This window comes from Microbacterium sp. MM2322 (assembly GCF_964186585.1).
Classification (GTDB): domain Bacteria; phylum Actinomycetota; class Actinomycetes; order Actinomycetales; family Microbacteriaceae; genus Microbacterium.
This window is the reverse complement of the sequence record NZ_OZ075067.1, coordinates 2,057,192-2,070,135: the sequence shown is the minus strand read 5'-3', so window position 1 is coordinate 2,070,135 and position 12,944 is coordinate 2,057,192. Positions and strand designations below refer to the sequence as shown.

Annotated in this window: 14 protein-coding genes, 1 tRNA gene and 1 pseudogene; 8 read left to right on the top strand and 8 right to left on the bottom strand. The window is 65.8% G+C overall.

From position 1 onward, the window contains the following. The first annotated feature begins 21 nt into the window (after positions 1-21). Positions 22-450, top strand: a complete 429-nt coding sequence (locus tag ABQ271_RS10150; RefSeq protein WP_349308647.1) for a hypothetical protein — start codon at positions 22-24, stop codon at positions 448-450. Positions 451-467: 17 nt separating this feature from the next. Here ABQ271_RS10150 and ABQ271_RS10145 read toward each other — a convergent pair whose 3' ends face one another. Then, positions 468-755, bottom strand: coding sequence for a transcriptional regulator (locus ABQ271_RS10145; protein ID WP_349308646.1), 288 nt, complete (start codon positions 753-755; stop codon positions 468-470). Further along, positions 752-1,150 (bottom strand): hypothetical protein, encoded by a 399-nt coding sequence (locus tag ABQ271_RS10140; RefSeq protein ID WP_349308645.1) that lies wholly within the window; start codon positions 1,148-1,150, stop codon positions 752-754. Before ABQ271_RS10140 ends, ABQ271_RS10145 begins: the two co-directional genes overlap by 4 nt. A gap of 164 nt (positions 1,151-1,314) precedes the next feature. On the opposite strand from ABQ271_RS10140, the gene ABQ271_RS10135 reads away from it, so the two are divergent. From ABQ271_RS10135 to ABQ271_RS10125, 3 genes are read left to right on the top strand one after another with little or no spacing between them, the layout of a single operon-like run. Beyond that, positions 1,315-2,028: a hypothetical protein gene (locus ABQ271_RS10135; protein WP_349308644.1), complete on the top strand. Its 714-nt coding sequence runs from the start codon at positions 1,315-1,317 to the stop codon at positions 2,026-2,028. Between the two features lie 34 nt (positions 2,029-2,062). Further along, complete coding sequence (locus ABQ271_RS10130) at positions 2,063-3,043, top strand: hypothetical protein (protein ID WP_349308643.1); 981 nt, start codon at positions 2,063-2,065, stop codon at positions 3,041-3,043. Positions 3,044-3,089: 46 nt separating this feature from the next. Then, the gene (locus ABQ271_RS10125) at positions 3,090-3,332 is read left to right on the top strand and encodes a hypothetical protein (protein ID WP_349308642.1); all 243 of its coding nucleotides are present in this window, start codon (positions 3,090-3,092) and stop codon (positions 3,330-3,332) included. 9 nt (positions 3,333-3,341) lie between these two features. Here the strand turns inward: ABQ271_RS10125 and ABQ271_RS10120 are convergent, their stop codons facing one another. Both ABQ271_RS10120 and ABQ271_RS10115 read right to left on the bottom strand, forming a co-directional pair. Next, entirely contained in the window at positions 3,342-4,313 is a 972-nt protein-coding gene (locus ABQ271_RS10120; RefSeq protein WP_349308641.1) for a CPBP family intramembrane glutamic endopeptidase, read from the bottom strand. 116 nt (positions 4,314-4,429) lie between these two features. Further along, positions 4,430-4,668, bottom strand: a pseudogene (locus ABQ271_RS10115) (endo alpha-1,4 polygalactosaminidase); the annotation flags it as partial. 159 nt (positions 4,669-4,827) lie between these two features. Between ABQ271_RS10115 and ABQ271_RS10110 the strand changes: the two are divergent. Next, positions 4,828-5,466 carry a uracil-DNA glycosylase gene (locus tag ABQ271_RS10110; protein WP_349308640.1) on the top strand — a complete coding sequence of 213 codons (639 nt, stop codon included), beginning with the start codon at positions 4,828-4,830 and terminating at the stop codon, positions 5,464-5,466. Positions 5,467-5,662: 196 nt separating this feature from the next. Further along, positions 5,663-6,487: a GIY-YIG nuclease family protein gene (locus ABQ271_RS10105; RefSeq protein WP_311870683.1), complete on the top strand. Its 825-nt coding sequence runs from the start codon at positions 5,663-5,665 to the stop codon at positions 6,485-6,487. Positions 6,488-6,496: 9 nt separating this feature from the next. Here ABQ271_RS10105 and ABQ271_RS10100 read toward each other — a convergent pair whose 3' ends face one another. Continuing rightward, a complete protein-coding gene (locus ABQ271_RS10100; RefSeq protein WP_349308639.1) occupies positions 6,497-7,312 on the bottom strand; it encodes an endo alpha-1,4 polygalactosaminidase in 816 nt (271 codons plus the stop codon). 47 nt (positions 7,313-7,359) lie between these two features. On the opposite strand from ABQ271_RS10100, the gene ABQ271_RS10095 reads away from it, so the two are divergent. Together ABQ271_RS10095 and ABQ271_RS10090 are read left to right on the top strand one after the other, a co-directional pair. After that, positions 7,360-7,431, top strand: a tRNA-Arg gene (locus tag ABQ271_RS10095). Between the two features lie 279 nt (positions 7,432-7,710). Continuing rightward, positions 7,711-7,869, top strand: coding sequence for a hypothetical protein (locus ABQ271_RS10090; protein WP_349308638.1), 159 nt, complete (start codon positions 7,711-7,713; stop codon positions 7,867-7,869). 22 nt (positions 7,870-7,891) lie between these two features. Here the strand turns inward: ABQ271_RS10090 and ABQ271_RS10085 are convergent, their stop codons facing one another. From ABQ271_RS10085 to ABQ271_RS10075, 3 genes are read right to left on the bottom strand one after another with little or no spacing between them, the layout of a single operon-like run. Next, positions 7,892-8,944 (bottom strand): Eco57I restriction-modification methylase domain-containing protein, encoded by a 1,053-nt coding sequence (locus ABQ271_RS10085; protein WP_349308637.1) that lies wholly within the window; start codon positions 8,942-8,944, stop codon positions 7,892-7,894. Position 8,945: 1 nt separating this feature from the next. Then, positions 8,946-12,278, bottom strand: coding sequence for a DEAD/DEAH box helicase family protein (locus ABQ271_RS10080; protein WP_349308636.1), 3,333 nt, complete (start codon positions 12,276-12,278; stop codon positions 8,946-8,948). Next, on the bottom strand, positions 12,271-12,888 hold the full coding sequence (locus ABQ271_RS10075; protein ID WP_349308635.1) for a DNA methyltransferase: 618 nt from the start codon (positions 12,886-12,888) through the stop codon (positions 12,271-12,273). The genes ABQ271_RS10080 and ABQ271_RS10075 overlap by 8 nt, the downstream gene beginning before the upstream one ends. Positions 12,889-12,944 lie beyond the last annotated feature (56 nt).

The following is a 12,944-nucleotide window of genomic DNA, read 5'->3' as shown; positions in this document are numbered from 1 at the left end:
AATCCGACCTAGGGTGAACTCGTGGCAGCAGGATCCGTGACGCGGTTCGTCTTCGCCGGCCTGATCGGCGCGGCAGCGGGCGTGGTTCTCGTCGCGGTGACGGTTGTGAGCGTCTATTCGCCTGAGGCGACCCCGTGGGGAGTGATGCTCTATGGCGCCCCCTACGGCGCGGGGATCGGCGCGACGGTGGGCTTCGTCGTGTGGATGCTCACGCGACAGGCCGTCAAGGTCGGCGACCGACTCGGCTCCCGTCGGTCGGGTGCGTTCGTCGCCGCTGTCGTGGCCGCGGCGGGCTGTGCGACGCTCGGCTACGTCACGTTGGAGGCGGGCGTTACCGCCGTGGCCATCTGGACCGCGGTGGCTGTGGCGGTGGTGGCCACGAGTGGTTCCCTCATTGAGTCTTCGATCCGCATTCGCGGGGGCTGTACGCGTCGTAAACCTGCGGCGTGAAGATCGAGACCGATCGCTCAGCTCAGCCCGTACTTCCGTAACCCCTCGAGCAGCGCGCGGAACTGGCGGATGCCGTCGGGCGTCGCGCGGACGATGGTGTGGGCGACGCGGCCGGTGCGTTCCTTCCTGACCTGCACGAGTCCGCGGTCGGCGAGGTATCCGACGCTCCGCGAGATGTCGGGGATGCTCAGCTCGGTGAACTCGACGAGCGCCGGGTAGTCGGCTTCTTCGACTTGGCAGAGGAAGCCGAGCACCTTGAACCGGGGGACGACGAGGAGTTCCCGTTCGTTGACCTCCGGCCTCACCGCCGTACGCCTCGCATGAGGGCGACGAGGACCGCGAACAGGGCGACCGGCACGGCCGGCGCGAGCCAGGTGACAGCGGCCGGGTGCGGCGCGAACTGGAAGAGGTTCCAGCCCGTCACGATCGTGACGACGGCGACGAACACGGCGGCGGGTCGGGTGATGCGGGACAGGCGCGGCTGATTCCGCCGCCCGGTGCGCAGGGCCGTGAAGGTGACCGTGACGAGTCCCGCGAAGGCGACGAGGATGAGTGCCGCGGCCGACCCTGTGGCGGCACCGACTCCGCCGACGTAGGCGACGAGCGGCATCCCGATCATCAGGGTGAGGTTGGATGCCGACCAGTGCCACCGGGGCGCTGCGGGGATGTCGGCGGGTGCCGCGTAGCGGTGATCGTCCATAATTCCTCCTCCCCATCCACGGTAGGTAGTCACTTGCAGATGTGCAACCAGGACGTTGGCTGCCGGAATCCTGAGGCGCGTTCGCCGCCGGATCGTGACCCACGGCCGGACCGCCGGGCGCTACGTTCGGCGTGAGGGGATCGGTCGGCAGAGGGGCGCGAATCATGACCAGCAAGAGAGCGTGGACCCGCGTTGTTGCGGCGATCGTGACGACTTTCGGTGTGCTCACTGCCGGGGTGATCGGCGCAGGCGCCGCGCAGGCGTCCGGCGCGGAGGTGCCGCCTGATGTGACCGCCGCGCTGTCCGTCGTCGCGATCGACGACCTGCGCGATCAGGCCGATGCGATGCCTGAGCTCGCAGACGCGGCATCCTTCGGTGACGTGCACCGGGTGCACCGCTGGAGCAATGCGCTGATCGCCGGAGACGCGAGCGACCCGGTGACCGCAACGGACGAGTGGGTGGCGCCGGTCCTGTCGTCGGCGGGTGAGGCCGTGGCGATCTACCGGGTGTGGCGTGAGACCCCAGACAGCACGGCCGAGTTCGCCGGTGTCGACGGGGATGCCGCGGCCGCGATCGCGCTCGCCGAGATCGACCCGAAGGCGACGCTGATCTCCGACCCGACGATCGCCGCCTGGTACACGCTGCAGGACGGTGTCGTCACGCCGGTCGGATCGGCCCGGTTCGACGACATTCGCGCCGCCACGCCGATCGACCAGGTCGCAGAGACGGTGTCGGCGAGGTACGCGAAGAACATCCGGGATGCCGCGCCTGCCACAGGGACCTCGTCCACCGGCTGGCTGTGGGCGGGCGCCGGCGGGCTGGTGATCGCGATGATTGCGGTCGGCGTGGGGGTGCGGCGCCGGGTGTCGCTGGGATAGCCCGCCCGGGAGCGTCGCGTGCGAGCATGGCCGCATGAACGAGGACGAGTTTCCGCGGCTGCACCACGACGCTGTCGACCCTGCCGCGCTATCGGGTGAGGGGGAGCCGTTCGCCGATCTTGCCCGGCGGCATGGCGCAGAGGCGACCGAGGTTCCGGTGTCGAATGGGTGGCGCGTGCTGAAGGCGCGCGGTGACGAGGCAGTCGTCGGGGCGCCGCTCGATGTGGAGCGGACCACCTGGTGGGTCGCCTACGTGCGCCCGGGTGAGGAGGTGTGGGTGCACGATACTCCGGCGCGTCTGCGGGCCAGCTATGCCGAGCGTCGTCGTGGGCTTGAGCTGCGGTGGCCGGCGGTTGTCGGGGTGGATGCGGGGCCGGACGGGTTCGCGATCGACATCGTCAACACCGGTGAGAAGCAGTGGGAGCCCGATGGTGACCTGTTCCAGGTTGTCGGGTCCGTGACGGGTGCGCACGAGTCGAGGGTGATCATGAGCTGGGCGGCGTCCGACGGGATGTCGGCGGTGCCGCTCGGTCCTGGCGAGTATGCGCGCGTGCCTGTCCAGATCAGCGATGACATGTGGGCGGCGCTGATTCCCGGGGAGAACACCCTGCATGCCTGGCTGGTACCGCTCCGGGTGACGGCCGAGCCGCTGCAGATCGAGGTGTCTGCGGAGTCGGTGGAGCGCGCACGGGTGAACGAGCACTGGGAGAGTTCGGGTCAGCACCGTCGGGCGATGGCGGACGAGCTTCGTCGGCAGCGAGCGATTCAGGATGCCGCACCCCGCCTCGCCGACATCGTCGCCGCCATCGACGCAACGCAGACGGAAGAAGACGCGGTCGCGGCGATCGAGGAGTTGCTCGGCGTGGACTCGGTCGCAGCAGAGGCGGTGTTCGAGGCATCCCTCAGCGATCTGCATCCTTCGTCGGCGGAGCGACGGCGTGAACGGATCGCGCACACCGAGCGGAGTCTCGAACGTGAGAGCTCCCGCGATGTCCGCCACGCGGGGGAGGCGTGACCTCGTGCCTGCGGCTTAGCGTCGAGGCACGAGGAAGGAGCACGTGATGACCGAGCAGAAGAATGAGACCCCGGTTGCGGTCTGGTACTTCATCGGGGCGACCTTCGCTGGCGCCCTGCCGAACGTGTTGTTCCGCGACCTGGATGTGTGGGTCCGCGTGCTGTTCGTCGTTGTGGCTGTGTTGCTGCTCTTCGCCGGGTTCGTGCAGTTGCGGCGGGAGACCGGGTGGGGCAAGAAGCCCACCGGTGAGGACCCGCCCTCACCCCCGGGACCGTCGAACGACGCCTGAGCGCGTCCGTCACGCTCCGGTCTGGGGCAGTCGTGACCTCTTGAACTGGCCGATGGCCAGCAGCAGAAGGATGATGGTGGCGCAGGCGAGCCAGCCGGGCCAGCTCAGCGGCGATGCCGCGAGCGGCTGCAGGTCGGGCGTCGACACCAGGAACGCGAACCCAGCGGCGGCGTTGAACGCGCCGTGGCCGAGGACGGCGGGCCACACGTTGCCGGACCGCAGGCGCAGCCACCCGAGGAGGATGCCGAAGCTGAGGCATCCGATCACCATCAGGCCGACGCCGAAGAGGTTGGGCTCGGCGAAGTTGTAGCCGAGCAGGATGATCGGCGCGTGCCAGAGGCCCCAGATGACGCCGCTGATGAGCAGGGCCGGCCAGGTGCCGAGGGGGCGGAGGGCGGAGAGTAGCCATCCGCGCCAGCCGAGCTCTTCGCCGAACGCGAGAAAGGAGTTGATCACGGCGCCGACGGGGATGAAGGCGAGCTGGGTGATGACGAGCGCCGCCACCGGGATCTCGATGTCCGGCGTGCCGGCCGCCTCGAGCTGAGCGTCGAGGGCCGCGGCGAAGCCGGAGAAGTTGACGAGGTCGAGCTGCAGCGCTCCGGTCGCGGCGGCGATGAACGTGGCGAGCACCGGCACCACGACGGCGATGGCGAGTCCGATGCCGAGCAGACCGAAGAAGCGGCCGAGCGGCTTGATCGGGACGAGGGCGAGCATGCGCCAGGCGCGGCGTCCGGCGGTGCGGCGCAGGAACAAGGTGACGACGAGCGCGGCGACGGCCGGCGTGAACATCATCACCGGCAGGAGCAGCGGTGCGATGGGGGTGGCGAGGCCGTCACCCGTCCAGAGGGGGAGCGTGACGAGCCAGGCGAGGCCGCACGCGATGACCGTGAACGCGATGACGGCGATCCACGGGACGGTGGTGGTTCCGCGCGTGTCCGGAGTGGCGGGGGCGGATGCCGCGGGTGTGGGGTCCGTGCTCATGGTGGGGTGGCCTCCTGGTGGCGAGGTGCTTCCGCCGGTGTGGTCGATGGGCGAGGACGGTGACATGCGATTCGGCCATCAGGCTCTCTCCGTTCCAACGTAATGGGCCGGCCGCGCTATCCGCAGGTCTCGAACACATACGTCGGGTCGTCCGGCGTGACTAGATCCCGGTCCCGCAGAACGACGGATGCCGGTGTCTCCGGTCGGCGCAGACCTCGTCCCACGGGCGGGGGAGGTTGTCGGTGTAGTCGATGGCGAGGACGTGATCGCCGTAGACCTCGGTGTAGGCGGAGCACTCCTCGTAGGCCGCGCACTCCTCGACGACGGCGAAGTCGAACCCGGCGCGCGCGTGGAGGAAGCGAGAGCGCGTCAGGTCCGTTGGCGTCCATGGGGTCGAGCGCCGCGCGGATGAGGGCGTCGGGGGAGAGGTTCGCGCGCGGCCCGAGGAGTCGATCTGCACCCTTGAGGTCTCATGGGGGCCTGGGACTGAGGGAGCGCCTACTAGCCTGAGGCGATGTTCCTCCCCGCACCGAAAGGCCTTCGGTCCGCGAAAATCCTCGACGAGCGTCTCGAGATGCTCACGACGATCCCGAGTGTCCAGCCCCTACGCGAGTGGGCGTCGGATCTGGAGCAGCGCGCCGACGGCCGCGTCGTTCCTCGCTTCGATCCCGCGGAGGCGGGCGTCGATGCCCGCGTGCTCTTCGTTCTCGAGGCCCCGGGGCCAATGGCCAACGCTCTCAGTGGCAATGCTCGTCCCGGTTCGGGCTTCATCTCGGTCGACAACAACGATGCGACGGCCGCCAATCTCTGGTTGGCGCGGGATGCTGCTGCGCTCCACGATCATTTTCTCGCCTGGAACATCGTCCCCTGGTACCTCGGCCCCGCGTCCGTCAAGCCGAACGCGGCCGAGCTCGCTGAAGGGTCGGCTGCACTGCGCGAGCTGATGCAGTTACTTCCGGTGTTGGAGGTCGTGGTTCTATCGGGACGATTCGCGCAGCGCGGATGGCGAAAGTTCGTCGACCCGTCGGGTCGGTTACCGGTGAGCGTCGTCGACACTTGGCATCCCGGACCGCAGTCGATGGCGCAGCCCGGGAAACGCGACGCTCTCGTCGCAGACCTGAGGGCCGTCGCAGGGACGCTCTCGAGGCGCTGAGTTGCGCGCAGAGTAGCTGCTGGCGGGAATGGTTGGCTCTCCGAGAACCGTCGATGAGGGCGAGCAATGGTGAGAGCTCGACAGCGACAGGTTCCTTGTCGTGGGTGCAGTGACGTTTGTAGCCGCCGGGGTGACCGGTTCGGAGGGTAGGCCGTCCCCCATGAGAGCTACGACGTAACCTCGCCTTGTGACAGATATGCCCTACGAACCTGCCGAAGCAATGTCGACGCCGAGTCCGACGGAAGAGATTGCGAACCTCATTCGAGACAACGACGGACGGCTCGGCGAGGTGTTCCGGCTAGACGAGCAGGGCTTTGCGCCTGATGAGATCGCTCAGCAGCTCAATGTCGCAACCGTTGGTTTTGTGTACTCCTATCGGACGTACGCGAACGCCGCGCTTCATGGAAAGGTGCCAGGTGGGTCCACGCTTCGAAAGGCGACACTCAGTTCGCTGAACTCTCTGGTCAAGGCTGGGCGTGACGTGCTCTCTCGCGACGCCATGCAGCTTCTCTTGGCGCATCGATCAGCCGTCGAGGCAGCCGAGTCGGACGCTGAGCCCACCGTCCAGGAGGTTGAAGACAACGAGCAGCAAGAACGCGACGCTCTCTCGACTTTGGAGCGGCTTCGAGGGGTTCCCGGGATCTACGCGTTCTCATACGGGTGGTACCTCGAGAGCCCCGTCGACCAGGCCCGGGGTAACACGCTCATCAAGGTCGGGCGGGCCGAGGATGTCAGCGCTCGTATCAAGCAACACTCGAGTGGAGCCCGAGCCCACATGCCGGAGCCGCTCGCGCTCCTCCGCGTCTACTCCGTCGAGACGCCGGAGCTCGGTCACACGGAGCGAATGTTCCATCAGCTTCTCGACACCGCGGGGCATGGCAATCCGCGGCGTCGTGGCCTCAATCGCAGTGAGGTCGGGAAGGAATGGTTCCTCACGAACGAGGACTTCCTCGACACCGTTGCTAAGGCGCTGAAGCTGACGACGCTGTACATCGGTCGGTCGGAGTTCGCGGACGAGTAGCCTCGGCGCTCAGCCGCACGTCTCGAACACGTACCCCGGATCATCCGGCGTGACGAGATCCCGATCCCGCAAAAGGACGGATGCTGGTGTCTCCGGGTCGGCACAGACCTCGTCCCACGGACGGGGGAGGTTGTCGGTGTACTCGATGGCGAGGACGTGGTCGCCGTAGATCTCGGTGTAGGCAGAGCACTCCTCGTAGGCCGCGCACTCCTCGACGACGGCGAAGTCGAACCCGGCGCGGGAGCGGAGGAGTGAGGCATCCTCGGCTGCGTTCTTCTGCCCGGCCGCGAGTCCGACGTCGTGAGCGGTGTCGACCAGCAAAGTCGCGAGGTCGAGTGCGTCGTCGCGGCTGAGGGCGCCGTCGGTGCGGGTGTAGGTGTCGAGGTTGTCGAACTCGACGGCGTCGAACCCGTCGGACGCGCAGTCGCGGATCCACGGCCCGACGATCTTCGCGATCTTGTCCGCCTTACGCGTGTCGAGGATGACCTCGTCCGGCCAGTCCGGGTCGATGACCGGCTCGCCGTCGTCATCCCGGAGGAGGAGGTCCCCGGGCCATGCGTCGAGCTCGCCCGGCTGCGTCTGGAAGCCGTTGACGTAACAGACGGAGTAGAGGTCGTCGACGGATGCCGCGGCCCGATCGCGGACCACGATGTCGACGCCGGCGGGCGGGTCGTAGGCGCCGCCGAGTTGGTAGTCGAGCTGGGCGCCGACGGGCGGCAGCCGTAGTCCAGCGGGTGGGTCGTGCGGCGGAGGTGACTGGCCGGCGCATCCGGTGAGCAGCAGCGCGGTCGCGGCGAGCAGGGGGAGTGCGCGCCGGACGGTCATGTCGCGAACCTACCGGACGCCGGGGGATCGGTAGACTCGACGGGCCAGCCTCTGTAGCTCAATGGAAGAGCAGTTCCGTCCTAAGGAAACGGTTGGGGGTTCGAGTCCCTCCAGGGGCACAATCTTTATTTGCTCCTGACCTAGTATTTCTCGCCGCCACTCTAGCTACTTTTCGATTCTTGCCCGCATTTTCGAGCTGCAACGGTCATCAAAGGCCTTCGTTGGTCGCCTTCGACCGGCGAATCCTGGTTGAGGCATTTGAGCAATCTGCTCATATTCTCACTGCGGTCGGGCGTACCTCGTTTGCGGCCCAGACGGCAGCGCAACCAGCGGCATCGCGTCGTTCAGACGTGACGCGACGGCGTCTAGATCGTCGTCGAACAGGTCGGCGTGACGCAATGGCCGAGTGGGCGGTGCCGGTTGCCTGGACCCGCACCGTGCCGCGTGAGCAGGGATTCTGGAAGACCGGCATGTTCGCGAACCAGAACACGGCAGCCAGGCTTCGTCAGCAGTTCACGATCGAACAGGTCACGGCAGCGTTCGGCCTCGACGAATAGCGGAAAGGGACGCGGAGGTCACTCACTGCATCGGCGTGACGTGGGACTCGATGAATGCGATTTCGTCGGCGTTCAAGCCGTACTTGGCATAGAGTTGCGCGTCGATCTCGGAGATCGATTTCGACCAGTCGATGTCGGATGCCGCGGTGAAGTCCTGGGCGGGGACGTACTTCCACACCTTGGCGGGGTTGTGTTGCGTGATCTTCAACACGCCGAGGAGCGCCCTCGCGAACTTGGACTTGAGGTATTTCAGACACGCCTGAGCGTCGACCTCCGTCGCGAACGAGCCGATCGTGATGAACGTCTGCGTGACAGCGACGCCAGGCTCGAGAACCGTCGGCTTGTTGAGCGCGACACCAAAGAAGTCGGTTGTCGAGCCAGAGCCGTTCGCCGCCGGAACCGCAACCTTGTATCGGTCGAGACTGTCGGGGCCCACGATGTGGTCGTCGCGGAGCCAACGAAGCACGCGACGGTTCTTTATGACTCCGAGGACCTGTACGTATGCCTCGTCACCCAGTGGCCGAGTCTCGCAGAAGAGGAAGGCGAGCTGCTCGAACGCATTCGTACTGACACGAAACTGTGCGTCGCTCGACATAAGCGTTCTTGCCTCCGGATGCGCGTCGTGCATCGCCTGAGTGAAGGCGTAAGCGCGACCGCTCGAGACTTCACGGTCGATGAACGACGTCTCGGACTCCCGCACCTTGTGGAGGATCGAGTTGAGTTCGAGGTGTTTGGCAAAGAAGCCGATCGGACCGAGCTGACTCTCCGAGTCCCGGTAAGTCACGGCAATACCGCCCTTGATCGGGTCGGCAAGGCCGGGGAACAGGAGTTTTGAGTCGGACTCGTAGTATGCGACGGCCAGGTGGTCGTCGGCGAGCATCTTCTCGTTCCACGCCTTGGGTGTAAAGCCCGCGTTGAACAGGAAGCGAGCTGGCGTGATGAGCACAACCTTGCTGCCCACCTCGTAGGCGGCGTCCATGAACTGGTGGTAGATCGGGGTGTCTCGGGTGCCGCCGCCCTGAGCTTCCTCCTGGTACGGAGGGTTGCCGATGACGACGTCGAACTTCTTGGCCATGTCAGTTGTCTCCCAGCATCTCGTCGACGATCCGCTCGCGTTCTTCGGCATCCATTCGCGCGAGGTCGCCGACGCGGAAGTGCCCCGAGCCTTCCAGCCACGCCCGGCGCTCTGCGATGCCGCCGCTGACGGCTTCCAGCGTGATGTCGTGCAGGATCCGGTTGGGGCTCATCTCGAACACCTGGCGCGTGAAGATGTGCTCCAGCCGCTCGTGCTGATCGGGGATGACGTCGGCAAGACCCTGGTCGAGTCGGCGGACGATCTCCATGCAGAACAACCCAGCGGTGGAGAACAGGTCGGCGAAGGTCTTGCCGGGGTCGGTGAAGATGCCCGGGTTCTCGGTCTCGAGTGTGTCGCACATCAGCTGCACGACGGGCTTCGGCGTGAACACGAGCGACGTCTTCTGCTGCGGGATGTACGCGAAGATGTCCTCCATCAGCGCCGGATCGAAGTAGTCGGCGAGTGCGGCCTTCTTGTTGAGGAACTCCTGGATCGCCTGGTTGAAGACGGCCTCGTCGAACAGGCCCGGTACGCGAGTGACCTCTCCTGTGGCTTGATCGGTGACGTCACGGCCATCGCGGAGCTTGCGGAAGTCGTCTTCTGTGATGCCGGTGATTTCGGCGAACACGTCGTCGGGTGTGTAGTCGTCGAAGTTGGCCAGCTCGGTGTCGCGGTTGCCGTACGCCATGAGAAACATCGGGATGGTCCTGGCGAACCCGCGCAGGTGATCGCGCGCGGCATCCATCGTCTTGTTCGCCTGCGACTGCGCCTTCTTCGTCTCTTCGCGCGTGACGACGGTCTCGGTGACGCTGTCGAGCGTGCTGTGGAAGATCGCGAGCACACGCGCGTCGAGCTCTGCCTTCGCTTCGGCCTTCTTCGCGTCGAGCGAGATGAACTCGGCTTCCGTTGCCGCATCCGCGCCCTCGGCATCGATGTGGTTGAGCGCGATCTGGAGGTCGACATAGGCGCGTTCGACCTTGGCCCTCACCTGTGCCTCGGTGGACTTCTCGTCGTTCTCGACCTGCTTCGCGGTCATCCCGTACTCGGCCGCGACCTTGGCACGGGTGTCGCGCGCTTTCTCGGTCACGACCGCGGCGACCCGCTTGGCAGCATCCGCCGCCTTCGTCGTGGCCGGGTCGAGTTGTGGAACGTCGGCGTCGGCGTAGATCGGTTTGCCCAACGCGGCGACCTTCGGGTTGATGACGGTACCGACGTCGATCTGCACATTGCCGTCGGCGTTAGTGGTCGGCGGCGGGACCGGCATGTCGATGGGACCGACCTGCTTGGCCTTCTTTTCTCTCGCGACGGGCAGCTGGTTGAGGATGTCTCCGAAGTGCTCCACAGCACGGAAGATGCCGGACACGTTCGCGAACAGCAGGTTGGACAGGAAGCCGCGCCGAACGACTTCGCGAGCCTTGAACACCTGCGGGAAAGTGAGCACCTGGGCCGCGTCGAGCTCGATCATCCGCCCCTCGGTGTCTTCACCCAGAACCGGGAAGAAGTTCAGCAGGCGTCGGATGTTCCCCCTGCGGTCGCCGGCATCGAGGGGAGGATTCGGGGCGAGATTGTTGGCGAACGCGTCGAAGATCGTGAGCGTACGTTCGGGGGCGAAGTCGAAGATGTAGGCGTTCTTCTTCTGGAACATCGCGTCGCCGCGCGTGAACGTGCAGGGGTTCTGCGCGCGGAACGCTGCCTGCATGTAGAGGGCGGGGGAGGACAGGTTGGACAGCATGATGACCGCGGTCCACTCCGGCACCGTGACGCCCGTCGTGAGCTGCCCCACCGACAGCGTGATGGTCTTGCCTCCCTCGGCTTCCGCCTTGGCGATCGCGGCACGCACCTTGTCGAGCGACTTGCCGACAGTTGCCGCGTCGTCGGCGTCTTCGCCGAGTCCGTCGCTCTCGCCCACGTTCGGGCGACCGTCGCCGGCCGCAAGGATCACGGTGTACTCGCTGAAGACCGGATGCTTCTTCAGCAGCCGCTCCAGCGCCTTCGCCGATGCGACCCGGTTGAGCAGCCAGAACGAGTGCCGGACCTCATCCCGCAGCTCCGGAGTGGAGAACGGGTACTTCTCCCGCGCCGTCAGCGCATCCAGGAATCGAACGACGTCGGCTTCGTACACGAAGAACCCGTTGTCTTTCGTCGTGAAGAACTCCGCGAGATCGAAGGCGTAATCAACGTTCCCGGCATCCTCGTCGAGCGCGACGCCCTCTGCGAGACGATCGGTGATCATGCGGGAGAGCTGGTAAGTCAGCAGGTTCAGGGTCGGGAGCTGCGCGTACGGGTTATCGACGGCGTCATCCACCCACGTCGCCTTCGCGTCCTGCTCATCCTCGTAGGTCCAGTTGAAGATCTGGTCGACACCGAACCGCCCCGACGCAAGCGCCTTGAACGGAGTTCCCGACAAGTGCAGCGTATGGCTGCGGGTGATCTGGTTGAATGCGACATCCGTCTTGGTCGTGTCGATGCCCTCGTGCGCTTCGTCGATGACGAGAAGATCCCAGTCGGCGTCAGCGATGTGCTTCAGCTTGTCGAAAGACCCGCCGAAGTACCTCGACCCCTTCAGATCCTGCAGCGAGACGAACTCGATGATGCGCGGGTCTTCGTCTACATGCTCGAGGGAGTAGGCGCGCCACTGCTCGCGCGTCATCGGGCCGCGCTGATCGAGCGAGGGCGAGTCGGACACGAACTCGTACGCGGTCTGATGGCCGATGAAGCGTTGGTAGTCGTCGAACCAGGAGTTGGCGATCGCCGGGCGATTGGTGACGATCAGGACCCGCCGGGCATCCATCTTGCGCACCAGATCGTAGGTCGTCAGCGTCTTCCCGAATCGCGGCTTCGCATTCCACAGCACCTCGTCGGCGTTGTGCGTGCCGAATGCTGTCAGCGCCTGGGAGACAGCCTCGCGCTGCTCGGGGCGCAGTTCATAATCGTCCTGCGAGGCCCCGGCCTGCGTCGTGAACGACTTCGATGCGAAGTCGAGAAAGTACTGCCGACTCGACTTCGGCGCCCCAGCGAAGCGATGCCACTCCGTGCGGCTGGGAGTATTCGCGGGATCGACCTCTCGCTCGATGCCCTGCTGCTTGAGGAACGCGTGAAAGTCGGAATCGCGAAACGTGCCGCCGTCTTCCGTGATGAACGCGGCACGGTATGCCCACTGCTTGACCTTCGCGATGTTGAGCTGGCTCGCCTGCTGTGCGATGCGCTTGTCGGCCGACTCCTGCTCGGTGTACCCGATCTTCTCCCAGCCGTCGTACTTCGGGATGTCGGGGGTCGTCCACGAGTAGATGTAGGGCACGACCTCGCGGAAGGTACTGATGTTCGGGCTACGCACCGGCTCTCACTTCTTCATGAACACGGTCGATGCGGCACGCTGCGTACGCTTCGTACACGCTGAAGTCAAAGCCGCTGCCCTCCCGCAACGACGCGAGCGAGAAGGGATCTCGCTGCACCATGCCGGGGGAGTGGGCGACGCGGGTCCACCAGGAGAATTGGATCTCCTCGCCGCGCCAGTCGCGACCGGTCAGAGTGTTGCCTCGGATGATGTTCGTGTCGACCAGAAAGCGTGCTGTTCGGATCAGGTCGGAGTCGGGGCTGACCGAGGTCTCGTTTCGCGTATGGAACTCGACGAACTCCGCGAGCATCGCAGCACGCGCCTCCTCATGGTTGTCTTCGAGGAGTTCGATTCCATAGATCGATGCCAGCGCGAAGAGCGACTCATCGGCCCACACGTCGGGGACGAGGCGCTTCTCGATCGCCCGCAGTTTGCGATGCAGGATCGCGACGAGGAAGTTGCCGTCACCGGCGGCGGGCTCGAGGAAGGTCTTGTCGACGAAGTCGGGGCCGTCTTCGAGATCGTCGCTGACGAGATCGAGCATCTGATCGACCATTTGGCGCGGCGTGAACACCTCACCGTACGCCCTCACGCGGTCCCGAGACTTCACGATTCGCTCCTCGATGACCAGGGTCATCACCGAGCATCTCCATTGGTGTTCGTCAC